The 26,673-nt window shown below is 40.5% G+C and carries 22 protein-coding genes and 1 other annotated feature; of the genes, 19 read left to right on the top strand and 3 right to left on the bottom strand.

All coding sequences use genetic code 11. The features are described 5' to 3' along the window. Nucleotides 1–21 precede the first annotated feature (21 nt). The 6 genes from mraY to ftsZ all read left to right on the top strand — a co-directional run bounded on the left by mraY (nucleotide 22) and on the right by ftsZ (nucleotide 7,453). Complete coding sequence (gene mraY, locus O2Q26_RS00085; RefSeq protein ID WP_390216577.1) at nucleotides 22–981, top strand: phospho-N-acetylmuramoyl-pentapeptide-transferase; 960 nt, start codon at nucleotides 22–24, stop codon at nucleotides 979–981. After that, nucleotides 978–2,327: a UDP-N-acetylmuramoyl-L-alanine--D-glutamate ligase gene (murD, locus tag O2Q26_RS00090; protein ID WP_289214036.1), complete on the top strand. Its 1,350-nt coding sequence runs from the start codon at nucleotides 978–980 to the stop codon at nucleotides 2,325–2,327. Before mraY ends, murD begins: the two co-directional genes overlap by 4 nt. Before the next feature lie 65 nt (nucleotides 2,328–2,392). Then, complete coding sequence (gene spoVE / locus O2Q26_RS00095; protein WP_289214037.1) at nucleotides 2,393–3,493, top strand: stage V sporulation protein E; 1,101 nt, start codon at nucleotides 2,393–2,395, stop codon at nucleotides 3,491–3,493. A gap of 311 nt (nucleotides 3,494–3,804) precedes the next feature. Next, nucleotides 3,805–4,668 (top strand): cell division protein FtsQ/DivIB, encoded by an 864-nt coding sequence (locus O2Q26_RS00100; protein ID WP_289214038.1) that lies wholly within the window; start codon nucleotides 3,805–3,807, stop codon nucleotides 4,666–4,668. Between the two features lie 281 nt (nucleotides 4,669–4,949). After that, nucleotides 4,950–6,239, top strand: coding sequence for a cell division protein FtsA (ftsA, locus tag O2Q26_RS00105; protein ID WP_253935091.1), 1,290 nt, complete (start codon nucleotides 4,950–4,952; stop codon nucleotides 6,237–6,239). Nucleotides 6,240–6,295: 56 nt separating this feature from the next. After that, nucleotides 6,296–7,453, top strand: a complete 1,158-nt coding sequence (ftsZ, locus tag O2Q26_RS00110) for a cell division protein FtsZ (RefSeq protein WP_289214039.1) — start codon at nucleotides 6,296–6,298, stop codon at nucleotides 7,451–7,453. A 691-nt stretch (nucleotides 7,454–8,144) separates the two neighbouring features. Here the strand turns inward: ftsZ and O2Q26_RS00115 are convergent. The 3 genes from O2Q26_RS00115 to O2Q26_RS00125 all read right to left on the bottom strand — a co-directional run bounded on the left by O2Q26_RS00115 (nucleotide 8,145) and on the right by O2Q26_RS00125 (nucleotide 13,386). Next, complete coding sequence (locus O2Q26_RS00115) at nucleotides 8,145–9,065, bottom strand: ArsR/SmtB family transcription factor (RefSeq protein ID WP_289214040.1); 921 nt, start codon at nucleotides 9,063–9,065, stop codon at nucleotides 8,145–8,147. A gap of 1,094 nt (nucleotides 9,066–10,159) precedes the next feature. After that, entirely contained in the window at nucleotides 10,160–11,554 is a 1,395-nt protein-coding gene (locus tag O2Q26_RS00120) for an MFS transporter (RefSeq protein WP_289214041.1), read from the bottom strand. Nucleotides 11,555–11,571: 17 nt separating this feature from the next. Continuing rightward, nucleotides 11,572–13,386 carry a glycoside hydrolase family 2 protein gene (locus O2Q26_RS00125; RefSeq protein ID WP_289214042.1) on the bottom strand — a complete coding sequence of 605 codons (1,815 nt, stop codon included), beginning with the start codon at nucleotides 13,384–13,386 and terminating at the stop codon, nucleotides 11,572–11,574. Between the two features lie 451 nt (nucleotides 13,387–13,837). On the opposite strand from O2Q26_RS00125, the gene spoIIGA reads away from it, so the two are divergent. The 13 genes from spoIIGA (at nucleotide 13,838) to O2Q26_RS00190 (ending at nucleotide 26,597) form a co-directional block, all read left to right on the top strand. Next, nucleotides 13,838–14,755 (top strand): sigma-E processing peptidase SpoIIGA, encoded by a 918-nt coding sequence (gene spoIIGA, locus O2Q26_RS00130; RefSeq protein WP_289214043.1) that lies wholly within the window; start codon nucleotides 13,838–13,840, stop codon nucleotides 14,753–14,755. 18 nt (nucleotides 14,756–14,773) lie between these two features. After that, complete coding sequence (gene sigE / locus O2Q26_RS00135; protein WP_253935097.1) at nucleotides 14,774–15,490, top strand: RNA polymerase sporulation sigma factor SigE; 717 nt, start codon at nucleotides 14,774–14,776, stop codon at nucleotides 15,488–15,490. Between the two features lie 82 nt (nucleotides 15,491–15,572). Beyond that, nucleotides 15,573–16,352, top strand: coding sequence for an RNA polymerase sporulation sigma factor SigG (gene sigG / locus O2Q26_RS00140; RefSeq protein WP_289214044.1), 780 nt, complete (start codon nucleotides 15,573–15,575; stop codon nucleotides 16,350–16,352). 97 nt (nucleotides 16,353–16,449) lie between these two features. Continuing rightward, nucleotides 16,450–16,716, top strand: coding sequence for a YlmC/YmxH family sporulation protein (locus O2Q26_RS00145; protein WP_253935099.1), 267 nt, complete (start codon nucleotides 16,450–16,452; stop codon nucleotides 16,714–16,716). Between the two features lie 63 nt (nucleotides 16,717–16,779). Continuing rightward, complete coding sequence (gene pgeF / locus O2Q26_RS00150; protein WP_289214045.1) at nucleotides 16,780–17,577, top strand: peptidoglycan editing factor PgeF; 798 nt, start codon at nucleotides 16,780–16,782, stop codon at nucleotides 17,575–17,577. Between the two features lie 15 nt (nucleotides 17,578–17,592). After that, entirely contained in the window at nucleotides 17,593–18,261 is a 669-nt protein-coding gene (locus tag O2Q26_RS00155) for a YggS family pyridoxal phosphate-dependent enzyme (protein ID WP_289214046.1), read from the top strand. Nucleotides 18,262–18,286: 25 nt separating this feature from the next. Then, nucleotides 18,287–18,745: a cell division protein SepF gene (locus O2Q26_RS00160; protein WP_289214047.1), complete on the top strand. Its 459-nt coding sequence runs from the start codon at nucleotides 18,287–18,289 to the stop codon at nucleotides 18,743–18,745. Nucleotides 18,746–18,748: 3 nt separating this feature from the next. Then, nucleotides 18,749–19,018: a YggT family protein gene (locus O2Q26_RS00165; protein WP_289214048.1), complete on the top strand. Its 270-nt coding sequence runs from the start codon at nucleotides 18,749–18,751 to the stop codon at nucleotides 19,016–19,018. A gap of 329 nt (nucleotides 19,019–19,347) precedes the next feature. Next, complete coding sequence (locus O2Q26_RS00170; protein WP_289214049.1) at nucleotides 19,348–20,121, top strand: YlmH family RNA-binding protein; 774 nt, start codon at nucleotides 19,348–19,350, stop codon at nucleotides 20,119–20,121. 81 nt (nucleotides 20,122–20,202) lie between these two features. After that, the gene (locus O2Q26_RS00175; protein WP_289214050.1) at nucleotides 20,203–20,748 is read left to right on the top strand and encodes a DivIVA domain-containing protein; all 546 of its coding nucleotides are present in this window, start codon (nucleotides 20,203–20,205) and stop codon (nucleotides 20,746–20,748) included. 45 nt (nucleotides 20,749–20,793) lie between these two features. Next, nucleotides 20,794–21,015, top strand: a binding site (T-box leader). 45 nt (nucleotides 21,016–21,060) lie between these two features. Then, the gene (ileS, locus tag O2Q26_RS00180; protein ID WP_289214051.1) at nucleotides 21,061–23,811 is read left to right on the top strand and encodes an isoleucine--tRNA ligase; all 2,751 of its coding nucleotides are present in this window, start codon (nucleotides 21,061–21,063) and stop codon (nucleotides 23,809–23,811) included. A gap of 1,407 nt (nucleotides 23,812–25,218) precedes the next feature. Beyond that, nucleotides 25,219–25,692, top strand: coding sequence for a signal peptidase II (gene lspA / locus O2Q26_RS00185; protein WP_289214052.1), 474 nt, complete (start codon nucleotides 25,219–25,221; stop codon nucleotides 25,690–25,692). Next, a complete protein-coding gene (locus O2Q26_RS00190) occupies nucleotides 25,689–26,597 on the top strand; it encodes an RluA family pseudouridine synthase (RefSeq protein ID WP_289214053.1) in 909 nt (302 codons plus the stop codon). The genes lspA and O2Q26_RS00190 overlap by 4 nt, the downstream gene beginning before the upstream one ends. Nucleotides 26,598–26,673: the final 76 nt, after the last annotated feature.

Below are 26,673 nucleotides of genomic sequence, written 5' to 3' on the forward strand. Positions count from 1 at the left end.
GACTATATCTTGCTGCTAACTATGGCGCTATCTTTCATACTAACAGTCGTAATTTCGCCTATTACGATCCCTTTTCTTAGAAGGTTGAAATTTGGCCAAAGTATTCGTGAGGAAGGACCAAAATCACATCAGAAAAAATCAGGTACACCGACCATGGGCGGTGTCATGATCCTGATCGCTATCACATTGACTACGATTATTTCATCTATATGGTTTATCCCGAACCCCAGTCAAGTCCACCTGTTCATTGTTTTATTTGTACTGGTTGGATATGGACTGTTAGGTTTTTTAGATGATTACATTAAGGTAGCACTGAAAAGAAACATGGGTTTAAATTCTAAACAGAAGATGCTCGGACAAATTATTATTGCAGTTATCGTCTATTTCATTCTGGAGCAAAATGGTTTTTCTACATACATAGAGATTCCAGGAACCTCGATGGAACTTGAACTTGGATTCGGCTATGCCCTTCTAATCCTTGTGATGCTGGTTGGCGGTTCAAATGCTGTAAACCTGACGGATGGTTTGGATGGTTTATTAGCAGGTACAGCTGCGATTGCGTTCGGAGCATTTGGAATATTAGCTTGGATGGAGGAAGGCAACGTAGAGGTAGCCGTTTTTTCTTTGGCTGTTGTTGGTTCATTATTAGGCTTTCTTGTTTTCAACGCACATCCGGCTAAAGTATTCATGGGTGATACTGGCTCATTGGCATTGGGCGGCGCTATCGCAATGGTAGCCATTCTGACAAAGTTGGAATTACTGCTTGTTATTATTGGAGGGGTTTTCGTTATTGAAACCCTGTCTGTCATCCTTCAAGTTGCTTCTTTTAAGACGACAGGAAAACGCATTTTCAAAATGAGTCCGCTTCACCATCACTATGAATTGAAGGGATGGACTGAATGGAAAGTTGTCACAACCTTTTGGACGGTCGGCTTCCTATTTGCGGTTCTCGGAATTTATATAGAGGTGATGTTCGGATGAAATCTTTAGACCCAAAGACTTTCCAATATAGAAATGTCCTTGTGCTAGGCCTGGCTAAAAGCGGGAAAGCAGCTGCCGAACTTTTATTAGATAGTGGTATTAAAGTTACCATAAATGATTTAAAAGCAGATGAAAATAGTGTAGACATTAAGAAGTTCAAAGAGCGAGGCGCTCGTGTAGTGACGGGGAGCCATCCTTTAGAACTGCTCAACGATATTGATCTGCTTGTGAAAAATCCAGGGATTCCTTATGAGAACCCGATGGTGGCCGAAGCGGAAAAACGACAGATCCCTATCGTGACCGAAATCGAGTTATCCGGATTTCTTCATGACGGCAATTTAATTGGAGTGACAGGGTCCAATGGAAAAACGACCACAACAACTTTAATCCATGAGTTTTTGAAAGAAGACGAACAACCTGCTTCTATTGCAGGGAATATTGGGGAAGTCGCTTGTGAGGTGGCTCGAAGTACTGCAGATGAAGAGACAATGGTTGTAGAGCTCTCATCTTTCCAACTGTTGGGGACTGAAACGTTCAGCCCTAATGTAGCGGTATGGCTCAATTTATTTGATGCGCATCTTGATTATCATCACACAGCTGCAAATTATCATAAAGCTAAAGCAAAAATTGCTGCAAACCAAAGTGAGAGGGATTATCTAGTTTACAATGCTGACGATAGTGCAATCTTGAACTTCCTTCCTTCGTTTGCTTCTCAGTTGGTTCCCTTTTCACTTCAAGGAAAAGTCGAGGGAGCCTGGAGTGATGAGGAATGGGTTTATTTTAAGGATGAACCCGTCGTAAAAAGACGTGACATTGTATTAGTGGGTGAGCATAATCTTGCGAATATTTTAGCTGCCGTAGCCGCTGTGAAAGTGAGCGGAATTACAAACGAAGCGATTGTTAAAGTCTTAACTTCGTTTGGCGGGGTGGAGCATCGTTTAGAATTTGTAACGAAAAAAAATGGTGTCTACTTTTATAATGATTCAAAGGCTACTAATATTCTAGCGACTTCCTATGCTTTGAAAGCTTTTGACCAGCCGATCATCCTTCTTGCAGGAGGACTTGATCGTGGCAATCAGTTTGATGAGCTGGTTGAAAAGCTCGGGAATGTTAAAGCAATGGTTCTATTCGGGGAAACAGCTGAGAAAATTAGTTTAGCCGGCATGCAGGCAGGGGTCCAGCACATTTCAACTGTGAATAACATGAAGGAAGCTGTCGAAGAAGCTTATCAAATATCTACAAGTGAGGATGTTATCTTGCTTTCTCCTGCATGTGCAAGCTGGGATCAGTATCGCACGTTTGAAGAAAGAGGTCATATGTTTAAAGAGGCTGTGCATAAGCTGTAGTAGGGGCATATGTACAAGCATTCAAAGCCCTGGTTTCCAATATTAATGGAAGGTAGGGCTTTTTTATGCGGACTAATGAACAAAAACCTGATATATGGTTGACTTCAGCGATTCTCTGCTTACTACTCATTGGAATTGTAATGGTGTACAGTTCATCAAGTATATGGTCAGAGTATAAATTCGATGATCCCTGGTTTTTTGCAAAACGACAAATACTTTTTGCTACTTTAGGTTTGATCGCTATGTTTACACTCTCGAATATTCCATATTATGTATGGTTCAAATACGCAAAAGTGATTGTACTCATTTGTTTGGTTTTTCTCCTTCTCGTGTTAATACCCGGGGTAGGCATGGTACGAGGGGGAGCGCAAAGCTGGATAGGTATCGGTATGTTCAGTATTCAGCCCTCTGAGTTCATGAAGTTGGGATTAATCATTTTCTTAGCTAAATTTTTTTCGCAGAGGCAGAAGAGAATGGCATCATTTCAAGAAGGTTTCCTTCCAGGACTTTCCATCATCCTTGTTCCATTCGCGTTGATTATGCTTCAACCAGATTTGGGTACAGGGGTCGTCATGGTCAGTACTTGTCTTTTGATGATGTTTGTGGCAGGAGCGAGAGTTGCTCATTTCATGCTGATCATTGCAGGAGGAATCGCGGGTATGGCAGGCCTCATTGCATCAGCTCCCTATAGGATACAAAGAATCACTGCTTTTCTGCATCCATGGGAAGATCCACTTGGGAGCGGGTTTCAGATCATCCAATCGCTCTATGCTATTGGCCCGGGAGGATTGCTAGGTTTAGGGTTAGGCAAAAGTATGCAAAAGTTCTTCTACCTGCCTGAACCACAGACCGATTTCATTTATTCTGTACTAGCTGAAGAGCTCGGATTCATAGGCGGTACTATTGTGTTAATCCTCTTTTTTGTCATATTATGGCGAGGTGTACGAACAAGTCTGCATGCTACCGATTTGTTTGGAAGTTTACTTGCGCTAGGAATTGTAGGGATGATATCCATCCAGGTTATGATTAATGTGAGTGTAGTCACGGGTCTTATTCCTGTAACTGGAATCACGCTTCCACTTATAAGTTATGGGGGTTCCTCCCTGACTTTGACCTTAGGAGCTTTAGGCTTGTTGCTGAGTGTGAGCAGATATTCAAATGAATAAGTTAATCAACCGTACAAACCGAGTGTGCGGTTTTTTTGTGACTATAAAAAGTAAAGGTGTTTGGGTTAGATTTATATGTTTTATTTAAACAATAACGTGGTATAATTTACAGGGTTCTTTATAATATGACTTAGACCTTTTGAACTCTTTTGATTTTATAAGTAATAACTTGATAAACAATTGAATTCTTGTACATAAATGGCGCAATATCTATGATATAATAGGAGATATGTAAAATCCTATATTTGTTTGCGTAACTTAATATTTTAAAGTAGATGAAATGGAAATGGCAACAAGGAGAATTGATGACTATGCAAGAAAAGAAAGTTGTTTCCATAGAGGATCGAATACCAAAGTTAAAACAAATACGAAAGAAAAAAGCGAACAGAAGATTAATACAATATTTATCTATCCTTTTTTTGTTAATTGCAGTCGTAGTATATTTACAGTCCCCTTTAAGTCATGTTAATGAAGTAAAGGTGGAAGGCGGCACATTTGTCAGCTCTGCAGAAATTGAAGAATTGTCGGAAATCGAGTCGAATACGAATATTTGGCAGGTGGAGGCTGGAGCTGTTGAAGATAGGGTGTCCACTCATCCGCAGGTCATGAGTGCAGATGTAAAAAGATCACTGCCAAGTACCATTGTGGTAGAAATTGAGGAAGCTGAACGTATCGGTTACATACAGACAGAAGGTCAATTTCAACCTATATTAGAAAATGGATCCCTAATCGACGCCACGACAGAGCTTCCTGGCGGTGATGCTCCTATTTTAAAAGAATTCAGTGATTCAAGCTACTTGGAAGAAATGTCTAAGCAGCTGAAGGAAGTACCTGACAGTATTTCACGCCTGATTTCCGAAATTCACTATACCCCTGACGAAGATAATCCATATCTCATTACCTTATACATGAATGATGGATACGAGGTTCAAGCCTCGATCCGCACTTTTTCTGAGAAAATCACAGCTTATCCTTCTATAACTTCCCAAATTGAAGAGGGAGAAAGAGGGATTATTCATATTGATGTGGGAGCCTATTTCGAAGCTTACCCGAAATCAGAAGATGAAAGCGAAGATGGTGAAGATGAATCGGATGCGGTAGGGGAAGAAACTGAAGAGAGTGAAAGCATCATAGAGGATGAAGGTGGAGTTGTAGAAGATGAGAATGAAGGTTAGAATGTGAATGTAATGATTCTTGGTAAGAAGCAGTGGGATTCCTATAGATGAACAATTCAAAACAGGGACTCCATAAGCAAAATGCGGAAACTCACAAATATTAAAAAAACAAAGGAAATAACCATGTCACGTTGAAAAACTAGTTAGTAGGAAAAATATCATGTGACTAATTAACTAAGTTTATCAATTCATTTACGTTTTTATTGCAAAGATTGTTTTTTAATAGTAAAAACGATATGATTTCAGTACTTATATGGTTTGTTACAGGAGGTGCGTCACAGGTGAATCAGAACGAAATTTTAGTAAGTTTGGATATAGGTACGAGCAGAATCAAAGTAATTATCGGTGAAATAATAAATGACTCATTAAATATAATAGGTGTTGGGTCAGCTAAGTCTAATGGTATGAAAAAAGGTGCCATTGTTGATATTGACCAAACCGTCCACTCAATAAAATCTGCTGTGGAACAGGCAGAACGTATGGTAGATATGAAAATCGAACGTGTCGTAGTCGGAGTAAACGGAAATCATATACAACTTCAGCCTTGCCATGGAGTTGTGGCGGTTTCTAGTGAAACGCGTGAGATCGGAAATGAAGATATTTCAAGAGTGATTGATGCAGCGCAAGTAGTGTCTGTGCCGCCAGAACGCGAGATTGTAGATGTCATCCCAGAACAATTCATCGTAGATGGTCAGGATGAAATCACTGATCCTCGTGGTATGATCGGGGTTCGTCTAGAGATGGAAGGTATGATCATTACATGTGCCAGAACTGTTTTACATAACACACTGAAATGTGTTGAGCGAGCTGGGTTGGAAGTGCTGGATGTTTGCCTCCAGCCTTTAGCTGCGGGAACAGTTTCTCTCTCTAATGATGAAACCAACTTAGGTGTAGCCCTTGTAGATGTAGGGGGAGGTTCTACAACTGTTTCCATTTTTGAAGAAGGATATTTGAAAGGTACAAGCATGTTACCTTATGGTGGTGACAATATTACTAAAGACCTTTCGATTGGTATGAGAACTTCAACTGAAGAAGCAGAAAATATAAAAGTAGAATATGGTCATGCGTTTTTCGATGACGCAAGCGAAGAAGAAACATTTTCTGTTACTATTATAGGAAGTAATCGGCAACAATCATTCAATCAGTTGCAAATCTCTGATATGATTGAAGCAAGACTAGAAGAGGTCTTTGTGTTTGCTGCAAAAGAATTACAACGAATGGGAGTAAAGGATTTGCCAGGCGGCTTCGTTTTGACAGGAGGAGCAATGAACATGCCTGGAGTACTTGAGTTAGCTCAAGATGTATTCCATTCAAATGTCAGACTAGCTATACCGGATTACTTGGGTGTTCGAGAACCGCAATATACTAGTGGAGTAGGAATATTGCAATTTGCCTACCGTAATGCGAAAATACAAGGAAAAGAATTATTTCCGTCTATTACAACTCAATACGAACAGTCGACTCAGCCAAAACAAAAGCGAGTCTCCAAGCAGTCAAACGAACAATCCAGTAAATCAAAAGAGAAGAAAGAATCAGGTTTTTCTAACTTATTAAAGTACTTTTTTGATTGATAGTTCAATCATGAAATTGTAATCTTGTAATCTTGTAGAAATAGGAGGAACGGATGATGTTAGATTTTGATACGAGCATGGATCAATTAGCAACGATTAAAGTAATAGGTGTTGGCGGGGGCGGAAGCAACGCAGTCAACCGTATGATCGAGCACGGAGTACAAGGGGTAGAATTCATCGCAGTGAATACAGATGCTCAGGCATTGAATCTATCGAAAGCTGAAGTGAAGATGCAAATCGGAGGTAAGCTAACTCGCGGTTTAGGTGCAGGTGCTAACCCGGAAGTAGGGCGGAAAGCTGCGGAAGAAAGCAAAGAGCAGATTGAAGAAGCATTACAAGGTGCGGATATGGTTTTCGTTACTGCAGGAATGGGCGGTGGAACAGGTACCGGAGCTGCACCTGTCATTGCTAACGTTGCAAAAGAATTAGGCGCGCTTACTGTAGGTGTTGTAACAAGACCATTCACGTTCGAAGGCAGAAAGCGTTCCACACAAGCTGCTACTGGAACAGACAGTTTAAAAGGCAGTGTAGATACTTTAATTGTCATTCCTAATGACCGCCTGCTTGAAATTGTTGATAAGAATACACCAATGCTAGAAGCTTTCCGTGAAGCGGATAACGTATTGCGCCAAGGTGTACAGGGAATCTCTGATTTAATTGCTGTGCCTGGTCTGATTAACGTCGACTTCGCTGACGTGAAGACGATCATGGTCGATAAAGGTTCTGCATTGATGGGGATCGGTATCGCTACAGGTGAAAGCCGTGCAGCTGAAGCAGCTAAGAAAGCTATCTCATCTCCATTGCTGGAAACATCTATTGATGGGGCGCACGGGGTACTAATGAACATCAGTGGCGGATCAAACTTGAGCCTTTATGAAGTTCAAGAGGCTGCCGATATTGTAACATCAGCTGCTGATCAGGAAGTAAACGTAATCTTTGGTTCAGTAATCAATGAGAACCTAAAAGATGAAATTGTCGTAACCGTTATTGCTACAGGGTTTGATGAAGCTCAAATTGCTCAAGGCAAACAGAAGCCTCGTCAAAATCCTGTCAATCAAATGAAGCCTAACCACGTGGAGAGAACTCGCGAAGAACAGCCGCAGTCCACTAGAGAGCATAAAGCACCTCATTCACAGCCAAAACCTAATGCTGGTAATGAAGAAGATACGCTAGACATTCCGACGTTCTTAAGAAACAGAAATCGTCGCAGATAATTATTAAAGTCTTTTATCCCAATGGATAGGAGTTGCACCCCAAAAGTTAGAGTAAAACTAACTTTTGGGGTCTTTTTTTGGGGCGAAATACAGTGGCTAATAATTGTGAAGGAATACCTTAATAGCTTCCTATCATGTTAACTATAGGCTAATAAATATGGAAATTTGAGCAGTACTCCAAGTACTCCAAAAAAAGTATGTCGAGGAAAAACACCTTGTACAGAAAGTGCCTCTACAGTGAACTTTTTCGGACATATGAAATAAGGTGTATTATGGTGAGAAATTATTATTTTAAGAGGAATTGGAACAAAAGTTTGATATTAAAATTGGCTGGTTTCAGTTCAATGCAATACCGAACTAAAGCCAGCCAAACAGGTGAAGGAAACTCTAGTTTATAGGGAGCCCAACCTTTCTTCCGCCTTTTTTATAAAAAGTAATGTTGTCTACTTTTTTTAGCATTCATCAACGTTTTAAAAGATTGTTTAGAAAACCTTTTGAAATCAAGAGCAGGAAGTTTGGTTTTTTATGCCCACCCCTTAGTATGCCCATGCGATCAAGACATTTTGCTCTGTGATAATTTAAAGAGCATGTGGACATGCAGGAGTCGTTATTCACAGTAAATGTTTTCAATCCGTTAGATTGTATTGCTTCTTTCTATTCCATATGTGTGTGCTTCAAAATTAAAATTGATTCAGCTTTTAGCTTCGTACTTAATATTCATTATGATTCCTTGCTCGTAGTTACCGAATTTTGAACCGAATAAATTCATGCCGCCCTTATTCTGGGCATCTTCTTTAATGCCTAATTTAAATGCAACGTAGGGATGCTCGCTTAAATGAAGGTCTCCTATGGTTACGTCAGAAGCTTTTTCATTGTCTATAAAACAACCATCTTCATTGATTTTCCATTGTTTCAGTAAACCAAACTGGGTCAGGTTTGTACGCCACCAATCCGGAGTAAGGGACCCTCGCTCCCCTCCGAAGTCACCTGGAGAAGTCCAAGTGGAAGTTTCTGTATGATTAATCCAAGTTGTTATATCAGATGGCCAGTCGAGCTTATAGTTGGGAGCTTCGGAACACACTTCTGCACTAAACGAGATTTCCTTTACTTTGTATCCATAAGGAATGCGGTTAGGAAATCTGTATTCTACATAGCCATCTCTAAAGAATAAGAGTTGAGCATTCTTTCGGCCTGTTTCATAGAAAGAACGAGGGTCGTCCTGGATGCCAATGTATTCCCGTTCGCTAACGAGTCCGCAGTTCGGATAAACATGACAATCAAGATAATCCCCAATATGCATTTCAATAGAAAGTTCATGTTCATTAGTCTGCTCTTCTATATTGAATAAGTCGATGATGATTCTATCGTAGTTAATAGCACTTACTTTCTGAGTACCTCTCCCAGGAACTAGTTCCGTCACAATGAGATCGACATTCTCTAACTTATTTACGTGAGAGGCGGTAGTGGAAAAAGGAAGTTTCAATTTCTCAGATAACTCGTTGACATTGTGCGGCTTTTCACTTAATAAATCCAATATTTTAACACGGGTCGGATTAGATAGTGCTTTATTGATTGGGAGCATATTTTCAAAAGTTAATGGTAATTTTTTCACAAGGGAAGCCTCCGTATAAGAGTGTGTCTTTTATTTAAGTATAACAAATTACTGCAAAAATAAGGGACGTAAGCATGACTGTTGTAATTTTGTAATGAAAAAACGAGCAGGCACAGTTCATGTGCTTTCATATGGGTAAGGTGTGCACGAGGCCTTTTTCTTCGTGTTTATATTTTATATTAGCTCCCTTTAGTTGAAGACTCAGTTTCAAGATGTTAGAGCTGTTTCCGGTACGTTTTACAGCGTTTGGAGGTCCGGGAAATCACTCGCTTTCCGTGGGAGCGCGGGGAGCCTCCTCGGACGTCCCGTCCTGCGGGGTCTCACCAAGCACTCTTTTCCCACAGGAGTCTCGCAATTTCCCGGACCTCCTTTAAGTTTGTCAGGTTCACGGAAACATCTGAGACAGTGCTTTAAGTGTAGTACAGCTCTTTTCGAGTGGCAACGACATGTCCCCCCATTTCCAATAACCCATTACAACTAATTGATCTTTTCACGGCTATATGATTATTGTCTAATAGGCTATATCACAGGCGGTTAATCACTTATTGTCTTGTTGGATAAGTTAATTGCAATCCATTTCAAAAGAATGTATATGGACTGAACTAAGCTGGCAGAAATAAAAGAAACCAGAACAAAATGCCTCGGTGTTGATTTGCCAGTCTCTTTAGACGTTAAGCTCTATAGCCGGAATACGCAGCTTAGATGAGAAATCAGAAATCTTTTCCAATGCCAGGGGGTTCGTTCAATCCATTTCGTACGGGGTTGTTGGAAAGCTGCGAGACTCCCGTGGGAGAAGGATGTAGGCGAGATCCCACAGGGCTGCAAGCCCGAGGAAGCTCGCCACTTCCCCCCGCAGGAAAGCGAGTAGCTTCCCAACCACACCAGACTCTCATTGCGGCCACGAACCCTGGTTATCTCGAAACTGAGTCTTAAAGTATCCTGCCATATTGTTTAATAACTATTTATGACATTGAACTTTAAAATAGCTTTCAAAAAGGAGTGCAAACCTTATTTGGCTTTGCACTCCTCAATAACCTATTGTGTTTTCAGTTTACTGTATTTGTTCGTTCCGATCAGCACGTTTATTATTAGAATTAACTTTGAGGAGCCGCTTCCTCTTTTTGTTTTCTAACTTGGATCTTCTCGACAGTTTCCTTGTACTCTTTCTCAGTATAAGAATAGAAATACATGATAATGAAGCGAATGATCGACCCGAGTGCAGGAAGCAAGGCAATTACGAAAAATAGCATGTTCAGTGTAAACTCAGTTTGGGCCTGATTTGATTGATAGTTAATTGCGGTTAAGATCAGTCCCGTAGCACCTCCAGAAACAGCCACAGACAGCTTTCCTGTAAAAGTTTGTCCTGAGAAGATAACAGCTTCATTACGTTTTCCAGTTTTCCATTCTGTATATTCAATCGTTTCTGCCAGCATTCCAGAGATTAAAGGTCCCGTAGTTGTGTACAATAGCATTGTGATTCCTATGAAAATGAATGAAACAACAACACTAGAGTAACCAAGACTAAACCAAATGATCCTAATGACTACATCTGCAGCTACAATCACCATCAGCATATGCTTTTTCTTATACTTCAAGTTTAGTTTAGGGATAATGAAAAAGCCGATACAGCTGGCAAAACTAATGATCCCAAAAATGGTCATGAATGAAGCGCTTCCAAGATTATACGTAAAGAAGTAAATGTTCAAGGCTTGCGTGATGTTCATAAAGACATTGCAAAAGAAAACAACCAGTATAGCAAACATCGGCTTGTTGGCTCTAATCGCCCGCACGCCATCTGAAAATTTTACTTTTGTTTTAGGCGGTTTGACTCGTTCTTTCGTGTTTTTGAACCCATTTAACATGATAGGGAGTGCGATGGCCATTAATACAATAGTAGCTAGCAAGTAACCTTGTCCCAAATCATCTCCGCCGAGCCATTCGGTTAGCGGGATGAAAATGGTTGGAGATAATGCGATGCCTGTAAACACACCCATGTTAGCGAAAGTAATTAATTTTGTTCTCTGTTGTGCCTGCTGACTCATAACGGATGACAGGGACCAAAATGGAACATCAGAGGCTGTATAAATCATGCCCCATAAAACATAAGTAACCCCGGCATAAATGAGTTTTCCTGTCATACTAAGTCCGTCTAAAGGCAGAAAACAAGCGATCGTAGATATCACGATAAGGAAGGGCATGTATTTAAGGTAAGGTCTAAATTTCCCGTGTTTTGAATTTAACGTATCCATAATCGAGGCCATAAGCGGATCATTTACAGCATCCCACGTCCTTGCGATAAGAAAGATGATACTTGCCGCAGCCGCAGAAATTCCCAAGATGTCTGTATAGAAAAATAAGATATATGAACCTATTAACCCGAAGCTGATACATTGGGCAAAACCATAACCAAAATAGGAAGCAATCTCTTTTTTTCGAATGTCCTCTTTCAATTCCAAATCAGTTTGTGATTGATTTTTAGCTGGTTCCATTTTTTCTCCTCCTCCTGTTATTCAAAAATAAACCCATCAGATTTCATAGCTGATAAAACTTTACAGATTTGACTTGTATCAAATTTTTCCTCATGGTCATGATTTAAAAGGCCATTAACCTCTTGCTCCACGTCAGATAGTTGAGTGTAACAAAAGCCTTGAATAGAATCAGTGTCCATAATGGCTTTCATTAATTTCTCAAAACGTATTAATGCATCCTCTTTCGTTTGAGGTCTAGATCCATAACCCCAATCATCTTCATGTAAATCAGGAGCAAAAGCGATTCCCCCAAATTCACTCATTATAATGGGTTCTCCACTGTATCGATAACCTCGGGCAAAATTTTGTTTTCTGCTTGTTTTAGAAGGGCTTCCATTTACGTACTTTTCTTTGTTTACATAACTTTTTGCAAGTTCATCTGCATTGGAATTGTAATCATGGATCGTAAGAATATCTGTTAATGTGTGTTCCCATCCATCATTTCCAACGATGAGACGAGAGGGGTCCAGTGCTTTCGTTTGATAATAGAGAGCGTTTACAAAATTCTGCTGATCTTTTCGATGGTAGATTTCATTAACTCCCCATGACTCATTCATTAATGTATAAATAATAACGGATGGATGATTAATATGTTTATGGACCATTTCTCTGCTTTCTTGGAGCATTGCATTCATTGATTGATCAGTAAATCGGAAAATGCTCGGCATTTCAGCCCACATGACTAGTCCGAGTTGATCGCATAGTTGCATATATCTGCGATCGGCAATGGTTTGATGACGTCTCACTCCGTTAAAGCCCATTTCTTTGACTTTTGTGAGATCATTTTTCATTTGTTCGTAGTCAGCAGTCATCAATGAGTCTTTATAATATCCTTGATCGAGAATCAATTTTTGATAAAAAGTTTCACGATTTAGTAGTATTTTGTCATCATTTACCTCAATGCTGCGCATGCCGAAGTAGCTGTTTACCTCGTCCATTACTTCTTCCTCACTTCGTAAGACAAAAGAAATGTCATACAACTGTGGTGAATCCGGACTCCAGTAAAATACCCGGAAGTCAGCTTGATCCGATTCAACATCCACCGTCATCTCAACGCTGGTTTGATTTTTTTTCACCGCGGCTCCTACGGTATTGATCCAATCTCCCTGAAAATAGACATGAGCTTCTACATAAGCTTTCGATTCATGAGGAGGAAGCAAGGTTTCAAGTTGAAGAGTAGACTGCTCAATATTTGGTGTCATTTTTACATGTTTGATATGAAGAGGTGAAACTTCTTCAAGCCATACCGGCTGCCAAATGCCTGTTGTGCGTGTGTACCAGCATAAAAAGTTAGAAGATTTCCAGGATTGTTTACCTATAGGCTGCTCTACACTGTTTCGATCTTCCACTCTTATTACAATGGAATTTTCCCCGTGTTGAACAGCTGAAGCGATTGAGAAGCTGAACGGCGTGTGCCCACCTGCATGATCCCCTATAAATTGACCATTGACCCAAACTTTGGTGTAATAATCAACTGCTTCAAAATGAAGGAGTAAATCCTTATCCATATGTTTCTCCCAATAAAAATTTCTTTTGTACCATACAATTTCATGATTCTCATTTACATGGATGCCAGACTTTTTACTTTGGTAAGCATAAGGAACTTGAATTTTTTGTGAAAGCTTATCCGAAGAGTTATGCCACCCTTTTTGTTCGCCAATATCTCGATCATCAAACGTGAACTCCCATTCTCCGTTTAAGTCGTACCATTCACCTCTTTTGAACTGTGGTCTAGGGTATTCCATTTCCGTAGATTTCTTTTTTACTAATCGAGATGCAGATCTCACGACCATTTCTATCGCTCCTTTTTCATTAAAAAGTAAGGGCTTTCATTTGTTGGTTACTATTATTACATATAAATATGTTTCGTTACAATAAAAATAGTAATAAAATTTAAAAAAGTATTATCAAAACAAAAACCCAGTTGTTTGACTGGGTTTTTAACTTATAGTGAGAGTTCTTACCTAAAAGGTTTTACTCCTGTTATATGGAATAGATGATATTCAGCCTTTTCCAATAGCAGGATATTTACTTGTAAAAAGAGTGTTGGCAAGCTGATCAAAAGATTGAATAAGCTTTTTGTTAAGATGCTGCGCTGAATATTCCATTTCGTCATTTTGAAAACATTTGGAAAGCTTAATAAAACCTATCCTCTTTCCGACAAAAATAGCTTCTTAGCGGCTCACGTTTTGACAGACTTTTTAATGGTACACACTTATACTGATTAATAAATACTAAAGAGAGGTGGGGAGAATTTATCTAGATGCTGTTTGGATGCTGAATTTATTGATGGATGGTATGATTCTATATTTAACACAAGGGTTGACGAGAGCTAAAACTTCAAATTTTAGAATCTTTGCAGCAGCATTGGTAGCTTCAAGTATTGTTCCCATTACAGTACTGCATCCCGATTTATGGCTGACTTCGACTTTAGGCAAAACGTGCTTCTCCATCCTCATAATTTTTGCAGCTTTCTCTTTTGTTTCTTTTCGATCCTTACTTATCCAATGGCTGACTTTTTATTTCGTGACTTTTGCAATTGGAGGAACTTTAGTAGGCATTCATTTTCTCCTCAGCACCCCTATTGAGGTGAATGGGGGTGAAGTCATAACGTATTCCACAGGTTTCGGTGATCCATTCAGCTGGCTGTTTGTATGTATCGGTTTCCCAGTGTCCTGGTTATTCACGAAATGGAGAATGGAACAAATTCAGGCTCATCGTCTAAAAACGGAAGATCTTTATCGTGTGAAAGTTGTTTTCAACCATAACTCTGTAACGTGTACAGGCTTAGTCGATAGTGGCAATCATCTTTTCGATCCTATTAGCAAGAGAATGGTTTTTTTAGCAGACCGTAACTTATGGAGAAATTTTTTACCTGATGAAACTTTGAATCAGCTCGTTGGCGAAGAAATGTTAGACGCCTTAGAGCAGCTGCCTGATCCATTTAAATCCTCAGTTCAGCTTATACCTTTTCAAGGTGCCGGCAGCGGGGGGCAGCTTATGGTTACCTTTTTAGTGGATTCTATTATTGTGTTTACGGAAGAAGGGGAATTGCGAATCGAGAAACCGTTAGTGGGGATTCAGGATCATGATCTTACCTTTGATCGTATGTATCAAATATTGATCCACCCGCACGCTTCTTTAAAAGGGATTTCTGCATAGTCGAGGGGGAAGATAGCGATGAAGTTGTCATTTAAGTTGAAGTTTTGGCTTTACAAAATAGCCATTAAATTAGGAATTAAGCAAAAAGAAATTTATTATATTGGCGGAAGTGAAGCTCTGCCCCCGCCATTATCAAGAGAAGAAGAAAAAGACCTCCTGGAGCGGCTGCCTACTGGAGATAAAGCAGCAAGAGCGATGCTCATCGAAAGAAACTTACGCCTGGTTGTTTACATTGCTCGTAAGTTCGAAAACACCGGGTTGAACATAGAAGACTTAATAAGCATCGGCACCATTGGATTGATTAAGGCCGTGAATACATTTGACCCTGAGAAGAAGATTAAACTAGCCACCTATGCTTCAAGATGTATTGAAAATGAAATACTGATGCATTTAAGGAAAAGCAATAAACTGAAAACAGAAGTTTCTTTTGACGAACCTTTAAACGTGGACTGGGATGGAAATGAGCTGCTTCTCTCAGATATTCTTGGTACAGAAGAAGACCTCATTACGAAAGGAATCGAAAAGAAGGTAGACAAAAAGCTTCTGAAATCGGCGTTGGAACAGTTAAATGATCGGGAAAAAGAAATCATGGAGCTCCGATTCGGTTTAATAGGAAAAAAAGAAAAAACTCAAAAAGATGTGGCGGACATGTTAGGGATCTCACAGTCTTATATATCAAGGCTTGAAAAGAAAATAATTCGTCGATTACAAAGAGAATTTGATAAAATGGTGTAATTTTTTAATGACAATTTATGCATAATTTTACCTTCCAAGGAGATACTGAAAATGGATTAAAGCTTCTTGGGAGGGTCTTACGTTGACACGACATAAAGTAGAAATATGCGGTGTAGATACATCAAAGCTTCCTGTACTCAAAAATAAGGAAATGAGGACCCTATTTGAGCAACTGCAATCAGGAGATCGAGAAGCAAGAGAGGTCTTAGTCAATGGAAACCTCAGGCTCGTTCTTTCTGTGATACAGCGATTTAATAACCGCGGAGAATACGGAGACGACTTGTTCCAGGTCGGCTGTATCGGTTTAATGAAGTCGATTGATAATTTTGATTTAAGTCATAATGTTAAATTTTCAACTTATGCCGTACCTATGATCATTGGAGAAATACGGCGGTATCTAAGAGACAACAATCCGATACGGGTCTCAAGATCGCTTAGAGATACAGCTTACAAAGCTTTACAAATGCGTGAGAAAATTATCAGTGAAACATCCAAGGACCCAGCACCTCATGAGATAGCTGACAAAATGGGGATCCCCCATGAAGACGTGGTTTTCGCTATGGATGCCATACAAGATCCAGTCTCATTATTTGAGCCTATATATAATGATGGAGGCGATCCTATCTTCGTGGTCGATCAGTTGAAGGATGATCGTGAGAAAGATTCGAATTGGCTGGATGAACTTTCTTTGCGTGAAGGAATGAAAAAATTAAACGAACGCGAGAAAATGATTCTGACTAAACGATTTTTTCAAGGGAAAACCCAAATGGAAGTCGCTGAAGAAATCGGAATTTCTCAAGCACAGGTTTCACGGTTAGAAAAAGCAGCTATTAAAGAAATGAATTCATCCATGTTCCAATAATATGAAAAAACATCACTGACTATTCAGTGGTGTTTTTTTGTGTTTAGAAATGGTTGTCAATTTTGTGCATATACATAAAAGGAGGAGGGATCTTTAAATGAAAATTTCTGAACTTCAGGTGAAGGATGTCATTGCAATGGAAACGGGAGAAAGGTTAGGATATATTACTGATTTAGATATAGATAGTCAGCGTGGTCAGCTTAAAGGGCTGGTATTGACATTGAAAGGCAAGGCAATGGGTCTTTTTGGAAAAGATGAGGAAATGGTGATTCCATGGAACCAGATCGTGAATATCGGAGCCGATGTCATACTAGTCAAAAAAACAGGGTTTAGTAGTAAAAGTGAGGACCAAAAGTTCGAATAACAGGATAAGGTTAGGAAAAAAGGTGAATCATGTGGTAAAATGAAGGGAAATTGAGGTGTTATTATGACCGAACCCTTCCAACGCAAGTCGAAGAAATATTATACCTGCGTCGATGCTAATCAAGTCATTGCTGGAATATCAAGCAGGGAAGACGGATACAGCGAAGTTCCGTTTTCATCATTGAATATGGGACTTCATGTATCAGACGATGAGAACAGTGTCATTCAAAATAGAAAAGCTTTAGCAGAAGAACTCTCTATTCCTTTAGAGAACTGGGTTATGGGTGAACAGGTTCACGGAACTAGTGTTGCCGTCATCACACCAGAAGATAAGGGGAAAGGGGCCTTATCTCAAGGCTCAGCAATCAGTGGTACAGACGGAATGATTACGCACCACAAAGATATTTTATTAACGGCTTTTTATGCTGACTGTGTCCCTTTACTATTCGTGGAACCAGACAGCGGATGGATTGGTATAGCGCACGCAGGTTGGAAAGGCAGCGTCCATGAGATAGCCAGGAAAATGGTGGAAAAATTATCTGAACAGGGTGTCGCACCAACACAAATTCATTTAACGATTGGTCCAAGCATTAGCCAAAAGAATTATGAAGTTGACGACCACGTTATGAGTCATGTGAAAGACGAGTTCAAATCCAAGGTCTCTGAACAAATTTCTAAAAATAAGTTTAAACTCGACTTAAAAGAGCTAAACAGACAAATAGCGATCAATGCTGGTATCTTAAATGAAAATATAAGACTCACAAATTACTGTACGTACGAAGATCAAGCATCATTTTTCTCCCATCGACGTGACCATGGGCAAACGGGTAGAATGCTTGCTTTTATTGGTCGTAAAAGTTGAGTAAGGAGGTTACATATGAGTGTTTCAAGTCAACTATCTAGAATAAAGGAAACCATAAATGAAGCTTGCGAGGAATGCGGCAGAGACGCTGAAAACATTACGATTATAGGTGTGACCAAATATGTTTCCATCGATCGTGCAAAAGAAACTCTTGCCGCCGGGGTTACAAATCTTGGTGAAAATCGAAAAGAAGAATTCCTTGAAAAATATGAAGCGATAGGTAAGGAAGCTATTTGGCACTTTATCGGGTCCTTGCAGTCCAGAAAAGTGAGGGATGTAATCAATGAAGTAGATTACATCCATTCGTTGGACAGGAAGTCGCTGGCGAAAGAAATAAATAAACGTGCTGAACGCATTGTTCCCTGCTTCGTACAGGTGAATATAAGCGGAGAGGAATCCAAACACGGTCTTGCCCCGGACGAGGTTGAAACATTCATTGAGTCCATGGCAAACTATGAAAATATTAAGGTGGTAGGCCTTATGACCATGGCGCCTCATGAAGAAGAGGAAGAAGCGCTGAGAGCGGTATTCAGAAAGCTGAGAGCTTTACGGGATATCATCAGGGATAAACAAGAATCCCATGCACCTTGTGAGTGGCTGTCCATGGGGATGAGCAATGACTATCGGCTGGCGATTGAAGAAGGTGCGACTCACATCAGAGTAGGCTCAAGTCTAGTGGGTTAAAAAATAGGACAATGAGGTGAGTGGAATGAGTATGAAAAATAAATTTAAATCGTTTTTTACTTTGGAAGATGAATATGAATATATGGATGAAGATACAATGGATGATAAGCAGGAAGAAACCACTCCTCCAGCATATAGAAACAAACAGCAGCAGCCATCTGAGCATCAAAATGTTGTGAGCTTAAAGAGTGCGAAGAGCTCCTCAAAAATGGTGCTTAGTGAACCGAAGAATTATAATGAAGCTCAGGAAATCGCCGATCAGCTAGTGAATCGTAAAGCGGTAGTCATCAATTTACAGCGTGTTGATCATCAGCAGGCAAAGAGAATTGTGGATTTTTTAAGTGGAACCGTTTATGCTATAGGTGGTGATATTCAAAAGCTGGGTTCTCAAACATTCTTATGTACACCAGAGAACGTTGAAATTTCAGGATCCATTTCTGAAATGCTGATGAATGAAGAAGAAGATATAAACAGAAGGTGGTAACTGATGGGGTTTTTGTTTCAGATTTTATTTACGGCACTTAATATTTACAGTTGGATACTAATCATTTACATTTTACTTTCATGGTTTCCGGGCGCTAGAGAATCAAGTTTCGGCGAAGTTTTATCGAAACTGGCTGAGCCATTCTTAGAGCCTTTCCGCAAAATTATCCCCCCGCTTGGCATGATAGATATTTCACCTATCGTCGCCATTTTGGTTTTACGTTTTGCGGCCTCAGGCTTGCAGGAGCTCTATCGTATAATTATTACATTATAAGTCAGAAGAACAGATCAGAAGCAGCAAGCGTCTTGTCTGTTCTTTTTTATCTGTAACTAATAATCATGAAATGATCGTTTCGTTCCCCTAATTGTCGTAATGGGAACTCGGAAATGGTAAAGGGTATTTGGGCAAGGCCTCGAGAGGTTCAGCTTAGGGAATGCTGCCGTTTTCCGAGTAGGAATTGAGCTATTTCCAAGCTCCCAATTCCTTACGCAAAAGCTGCGAAACGATCTCCAAAAAGGGAGCTCTTATGAAATAGGAAGTATAACAGGTTTTTTTAAGAAAAATGATTTAAGAAGTTATGCATGCATATTGGAGGAAGAATGATGGAGATTTATCAGCATTTCAGAGAGGAAGAACGTCCTTTTATCGATCAGGTTCTTTCCATGCAGGAAGAAGTGAACATTCGGTACGAAAGGAAAGAAACGGATTTTCTGGATCCTCGGGAGATATTTATTTTTACGAGCTTAATGGGAGCACAGCCAGATCTCATATGGGATACTTTCGGAGGATCTGAGAAGTCTGAGAGAAAGCGTGCCATTCTGGCTCCTGAGTATGAGGAAATCGACCAGCAGGACTTTTCTCTAACCTTATTGCAAGCTTCTTACCCTGATAAATTCATCACTCTGGAACATAGGGATGTTCTGGGGGCATTCATGTCATTAGGGATTAAACGTGAAAAGCTGGGTGATCTTGTCGTTCAAGATGGAACCATTCAAATCATTGTAGCCGAAGAAATCAGTGATTACATAAGAATGAATTTTACTAGTGTTAAGAAGACTAACGTCCAATTCGAAGAAAAGTCGTTAACTCATTTAATTGCAAGCAATGAAACGTGGAAAGTGAATGAAACGACTTTATCTTCTTTAAGGCTTGATGTCCTCGTTAAAGAAATTTATGGAATCTCAAGGAAAAAGGCAGGAATGCACATTGATGCGGGCCATGTTAAAGTGAATTTCAGAACGGTAGAGAATCCTTCTTTTCAACTGCAGGAAGGAGACTTATTATCTGTGAGAGGCAAGGGACGAAGCCGCTTGATGGAAATCCGTGGTATGACAAAAAAAGAAAAATTCAGAGTTACGATTTCGAAGCTTAATTAACAATCGGCAGGATTAGCTCGCTATATGACGAAACTAGTAATATTGGAAATTTAAATAATGATGATCAGGGAGGTGGACGGTGTGCCTTTAACACCATTGGATATCCACAATAAAGAATTTACTCGCGGTTTTAGAGGATATGATGAAGACGAAGTAAATGAATTTCTTGAACAGGTAATTAAAGACTATGAAATTGTGATTCGTAAAAAGAAAGAATTAGAACGTGAGGTCGAGCACTTAAATGAACGCGTCGGTCACTTCAACAACATTGAAACGACATTGAATAAGTCTATACTTGTTGCTCAAGAAACAGCAGAAGGCGTGAAGACGAGTGCTGACAAAGAAGCAGAATTGATTGTGAAGGAAGCCGAGAAAAACGCTGACCGCATAATCAATGAAGCTTTGGAAACGTCCCGCCGGCTTTCCTCGGAAGTTGAAGAAATGAAAAAGCAGGCGAAAGTATTCAAAATGAGATTAAGAATGCTCGTCCAAGCTCAAGTGGATATGATCGACAATGATGACTGGGATCATTTACTCGATACCCAGTTCCCCCATGGCGAAAGTACAGCAGAGGAAATACAAACTGAAAAAGATGCAGAGAAGGACTATGTAGAAAATAAGTCTTGACTAAATGACTAAAATTACATTTAATTCATAAACACATATGAATATTTACATGCGTTGATAGGGAAAGTACTCAATGAACTAGTCAGTAACAAGCGATTCGGTGATGGTGAAAGACCGAAGCTGGTCATTGTAGGAAAATCACCCTGGAGCAGCTATGTTGAACTTGGAGTAAATATAGCCGAGTCGTTCACGATACGAATAAGATAAGTGAATCAGTTTCTTTACTGATTGATTAGGGTGGTAACGCGAGACCTTCTCGTCCCTTTAGGGATGAGAAGGTCTTTTTGTATAGATTTTAAAGGAGGAATGGCAATGGATTATAAAGACACGTTATTAATGCCAAAGACAGAGTTTCCAATGCGAGGGAACCTACCGAACCGCGAACCTGAGATGCAAAAATCCTGGGAGGAAGAGAACATATATAAGCAAGTTCAAGAACGTACAGAAGGGCGTCCTTTATTTGTACTGCATGACGGACCTCCATATGCAAACGGAAGCTTGCACATGGGTCACGCACTGAACAAAACGTTAAAGGACTTCATCGTTCGATATAAATCCATGTCCGGCTATCATGCCCCTTATGTACCTGGATGGGATACGCATGGTCTGCCGATCGAGTCTGCACTGGCTAAGAAAAAAGTGGATCGCAAAAAGATGTCTTTAGCTGAATTCCGTGAAAAGTGTGCGGAATATGCGTTAGGACAAATCGATAACCAAAGAAATGAGTTTAAACGTATGGGTGTGCGCGGAGACTGGGACGATCCGTACATCACACTGGATAAAGATTTTGAAGCTGAACAAATCAAGGTTTTTGGTGATATGGCGAAAAAGGGCTATATCTATAAAGGGTTGAAACCTGTATTTTGGTCTCCGTCCAGTGAATCAGCTCTAGCTGAGGCTGAGATCGAATACCAGGATAAACGTTCGCCTTCGATCTATGTAAGTTTTGAAGTGAAAGACGGAAAGGACCTGCTTGAAGGCGGTGAGAAGTTCATCATCTGGACGACTACACCTTGGACTATTCCTTCTAATCTGGGGATAGCTTTAAACCCGGGGTATGATTATGCCGTTGTTAAGGTAGAACAGGAGAAATTCATCGTTGCGCATGATCTTCTTGAAAATGTCGCCTCTTCTCTTGAATGGGAGAACTATGAGGTAGCTCAAGTATTTAAAGGAAAGGAAGCAGATCGAATTACGGCTAAGCACCCATTATATGATCGTGATTCTCTGGTAGTCCTTGGCGACCACGTCACTGTAGATGGAGGCACGGGGTGTGTACACACTGCTCCTGGTCACGGGGAAGATGACTTCTGGATCGGGCAGCAGTATGGTCTTGATGTTTTGTGTCCAGTAAATAACAAAGGTGTGTTTACTGAAGAAGCACCAGGTTACGAAGGGTTATTTTATGATAAAGCCAACAAGCCTATAACAGATAATCTAAAAGAAGCAGGAGCGTTACTACATTTAGAGTTCATCACCCACTCCTACCCTCATGATTGGAGAACGAAGAAACCGACGATTTTCCGTGCAACGGATCAGTGGTTCGCTTCTATCAAAGATTTCCGTGAGCAGCTTTTAAGTGAAATCAATCGTATCGAATGGACGCCAAAGTGGGGCGAAACACGTCTTTATAACATGGTTCGCGACCGTCAAGATTGGTGTATTTCCAGACAGCGTACTTGGGGTGTACCTATTCCTGTGTTTTATGGAGAAGATGGGACTCCGATTATTACAGATGAAACAATCGATCATGTAGCTGGTCTATTTAGAGAGCATGGATCTAATGTATGGTTCGAACGTGAAGCTAAGGACTTGCTTCCAGAGGGATTCTCTTCGGAACACAGCCCTAATGGACAGTTCACGAAAGAGACGGATATTATGGACGTATGGTTCGATTCTGGTTCTACACACCAGGCAGTCCTTCATCAGCGAAAAGAACTTCAACGTCCGGCGGATCTATATTTGGAAGGATCCGATCAGTATCGAGGCTGGTTCAATTCTTCCCTATCAACGGCTGTAGCTGTTACAGGCAAGGCTCCGTTTAATGGAATCTTAAGCCATGGTTTCGCTTTAGATGGAAATGGGCGTAAAATGAGTAAATCATTAGGGAATGTTATGGTCCCTGATAAAATTATGAAACAGCTTGGTGCTGACATCATTAGACTTTGGGTTTCTTCTGCTGACTATCAGGCCGATGTACGTATTTCGGATAAAATCCTAAAACAAGTGGCTGAAGTGTACCGGAAAATCCGTAATACGTTCCGTTTCTTATTAGGAAACCTTCACGATTTTGATCCGAAAAAGGATCGTGTAGCTGTTCAAGATCTCCAGGAAGTGGATCAGTATATGCTGCATCGTCTCAACAGCTTAGTAAAAGATGTGCATACTGCTTATGAGTCTTACGAATTCTCTACAGTCTATAACAAAGTTCATAACTTCTGTACTATCGATCTAAGCTCATTTTATCTTGATTTTGCTAAGGATATATTGTATATCGAAGGCGAGGACCATCCTCACCGCCGGAGCATTCAAACGGTTTATTATGAAATCATCACATCACTTGTCAAACTGATGTCTCCAATTCTCCCTCATACGACGGAAGAGGCTTGGAAGTTCATTCCTGGAGTGGAAGCGCATAGTGTTCAATTGACTGATATGCCGGAAGCTTCTGACAAAGCTGATACGAACCTCGTTGAGAAGTGGGATCATTTCATGGAAGTTCGTGATGATGTATTGAAGGCTCTTGAAGAAGCTCGTAATGAAAAAGTAATCGGTAAATCGTTAGACGCAAAAATCTCAATTGTTCCTAGAGATGAAAAAACAAAAAATGTTTTGAATTCAATCGAGGGTCTTCACCAGCTTCTTATCGTGTCAGAAGCAGAATTGAGTGAAGAAGCATCTAATGCGAAAGAATATGATTATGTAAACGTTGAAGTAACGAAGCATTCAGGAGAAAAATGTGAGCGCTGCTGGGTTTCTTCTCATGAAATAGGGAAAGATCCAAACCACCCTGATTTGTGTGCGCGATGTGCTGCAGTTGTTGAAAAACATTATGTCTCGTAATTATGAAGTGCCGACCTTTATAAATAGGTAGTTTCTACTCTGCGGACACTAGCGAAGTATGTTCAATAGAATAAATAACAGTGTAAATAGCAAACAAAAACGCTTGGATTTTTATATCCAAGCGTTTTTGTTTGTTAAATGGTCTAGTTAATCAATATCTCTCTATTCTTGAAGACTCAGTTTCGAGACATAATGAGGCTTTAGGGGCTCCGGGAAACGGATCGCTTTCCGGGGGGCGGGCGCTGAGCCTCCTCGAGCTTCGCTCTCCGGGGTCTCACCTGTCCCGCTCCTCACCCAGGAGTCTCACCGTTTCCCTCCTCCCCTCTGCCAAACATAGTATCTCGAAACCGCTTCAAGAAAAAGCAAACATTTGCTGATTTTCATAACAAGTGTCCTATGTTAAAAACCTTGATGTAATACGCTATCTTCTCACGCGACAGTCATATAGAAGACCCTCTTTGTTGATAGAAGGGTTCGTTTCTAACTTTCATCGAATGGGTTGGTGGGAAAGCTGCAGGACTCCCTTTGTAAAAGCGGAAGCACTTTGCTCAGCGGCGTATGGTATGGATCCAACTGCCGGAGAAAAGGAAACACGAAGAACGAAGTGCTTTCAATGTTGGCTAATAAGGCTCGTTAGCGCTATAACCGGTATACTCGGCTTAGATGAGAACTTAAAGTCTTTTCTATACCAATGCCAGGGGGTTCGTTTATTCCATTTCGTACGGGGTTGTTGGGAAGCTGCGAGACTCCCGTGGTAAAAGCGGAAGCGCTTTGGTCAGCGACGTATGGACTGGACTGAGTTGCCGGAGATAAAGGAAACACGAAGAACGGAGTGATTCGATGTTAACTTATCGTACAGATGTGAAGGAAGTCTCGTTAACCCGCTAAGCGTCGAGGCTCGAATGCGCGGGTGAGATGAGATCACGGCAGTCGTTTCATAATGGAAGGGTGGTTGGGAAACGTTGGTACAAGAGAGTTTTTGCTTCTCATGTCTTAGTACCGTCTCTTAATATAAGTTAGGTGGTTTTAGGAATGGGCGAGACTCCTGTGGGATGAGAGTGATTGGTGAGATCCCGGAAGGCCACAGCCTGAGGAAGCTCACCGCACTCCCACGGAAAGCGAGTCCATTCCTAAAACCACCTTCCACTCATCATGATGACGGAACAGCAAAGCTCCCACAGGAAAGCGAGTAGCTTCCCAACAACCCCTGACTCTTAATAGGGCAACGAACCCGATTATCTCGAAACCTAGTCTTAAACTATCCTGCCAGTTAGTTAAAGTGAAACCCTTCATAAGTTGTATCTTTTTCCATCTCTCGTATAAATAACAGCTTAAAACTTTTACGGAAGCGCCATTCTCCGAGATATGGTACAATAGCAGAGGAAAATGATACGTGGAGGATCAGTTATGTTTGTATATTATCTCTTTGCAGCAGCCTTGATTATTATTGATCAAATCACCAAGTGGCTCGTAGTCGAGCGCATGGAGCTGCGGGAATCTATATCAGTCATCGAAAACTTCTTTTACATAACGTCGCATCGCAATACAGGAGCAGCGTGGGGGATCCTTCCAGGCCAAATGTGGTTTTTCTATATTGTGACCGTCATCGTTATTGGAGTCATCATTTATTACATGAAACAATATGCGAAAAGCAGTCGTTTTGTAGGCTTCGCATTAGCTCTTATATTAGCTGGAGCGATCGGGAATTTCATAGATCGTCTTTTTCGTAAAGAAGTCGTCGATTTTTTTAATTTTTATCTCGGTTCTTACAATTATCCGATTTTCAACATCGCGGATTCTGCCTTAGTAGTAGGAGTTATTTTTGTCATGATTGCTACTTTTGTAGATGAGCGTAGAAAGAAAGGAAGTACAACGCAGTGAATGAAACTTATTTAGTAGAAGAAACGGACCAATCAAAAAGAATCGATAAACTTTTATCAGATGTGATTGAGGACGCTTCCAGATCTCAAATTCAGGGATGGTTAAAAGAAGATTACGTGCTCGTCAATGGTAAAGCTGTAAAAAGCAATTATAAAGTCCAAGCTGGTGATGAAATCAACTGGACCATACCAGAAACTAAACCGCTGGAACTTGAACCTGAAAATATTGCTCTGGAAATTGTTTATGAGGATTCTGATGTAATCGTTGTAAATAAACCTTCCGGGATGGTTGTTCATCCAGCTGCCGGTCATGAAGATGGAACTTTAGTGAATGCCCTGCTCTATCATTGTAATGATTTGTCAGGAATTAATGGAGTTGAACGTCCGGGGATCGTTCATCGGATTGATAAAGATACGAGCGGATTACTGATGGTGGCGAAAAATGATAAGGCTCATGAATCACTTGTAAAGCAACTTATGGATAAAACTGTAGAGCGTAAGTATCTAGCTATCGTACACGGTACAATACCACACGAATATGGTACGATCGAAGCTCCTATAGGAAGGGATCCTAAAGATCGTCAGCGGATGGCTGTAGTAGACTCAGGCCGCGATGCTGTCACTCATTTTCAAGTATTAGAGCAATTTGAGGATTTTTCTTTTGTTGAATGTAAGCTGGAGACGGGCCGTACGCATCAAATTCGTGTGCATATGAGATATATCCATCATCCACTGGCCGGGGACCCTAAATATGGTCCTCGTAAGACGCTGGAACTTGACGGGCAGGCGCTTCACGCGAAGTCTATCGGCTTTGAACACCCAAGATCAGGAGAATGGCTCAAGTTCGAAGTGGATCCTCCTGAGGAGTTTACAGAAACCCTGGAATATCTTCGAAGTAAAAGTTGACAAAAGCATGGAAGTCTGTGATAATCGTTAACAGAATTAAATAGTCCTTTAACCCAGTCCCGTGAGGCTGAAAAGG

Source organism: Halobacillus campisalis (assembly GCF_030345335.1).
Taxonomy (GTDB): domain Bacteria; phylum Bacillota; class Bacilli; order Bacillales; family Halobacillaceae; genus Halobacillus_A; species Halobacillus_A campisalis.